The organism is Oleiphilus sp. HI0086 (assembly GCF_001635225.1).
In genome coordinates this window covers 1-649 of record NZ_LWFZ01000054.1, presented here as the reverse complement: position 1 = coordinate 649, position 649 = coordinate 1, and the positions used below count along the sequence as shown (strand labels likewise).

The window sequence follows — 649 nt, the reverse complement described above, 5'->3', positions numbered from 1 at the left end:
TATAACGCGCATCAAAACAGATATTATTCTCATGTATTTTAGCTTTGAGCTTACGTAATAACGCGGGCAAGACCTCATTTGCATCTCCCTGGATCGCTACTTTCGCTGGGTAGTTTGTATTGAGAACTTTAGGGTTAATGTCAATATGAATCAAAGATTCAGGAACCGTAACGCCAAAGCTACCTGTACCAATTTCTCCAAAACGAGTCCCTACCGCAAGCAAAGCGTCGCAATCTTCAAATGCTTTCGTTGCGGCAGGCACTGCTGCAGCCCCAAAACTCATTCCCGTATGCATAGGATCATTTGCCGGAAAGGAGCTTAAGCCTTGCAAGGTAGTAGATGCCGGTGCGCCAAGCAAGCTAGCGACTTGCGTAGCAACATCAGAAACGTCCACCGCTCCCCAGCCCAAAAACAATCCGGGCTTATTAGCCTTAATTAAGATATCGACCGCTTCATCTAGCTGCTGTTCAAAATGACCAGACTCGACAAGCGCCTTTTCACTTAAAAATTCGGCATACGTTATTTGTCGTTCAACCTCCGCCGTATAAAGCTGTATATTCACTGGTATCTCAACAAATACTGGCCCTGGTTCGCCACTCGTCGCAATTTCGTAGGCTTTATATAGCGTTCTAATAATATCTTTCTGGTG

General features: G+C 45.1%; 1 protein-coding gene. It reads right to left on the bottom strand.

Features of this window, described 5'->3' with window-relative positions; all coding sequences use genetic code 11:
• On the bottom strand, positions 1-649 hold a 649-nt coding region (locus A3756_RS00855; protein WP_197481080.1), incomplete at both ends, for a thiamine pyrophosphate-binding protein.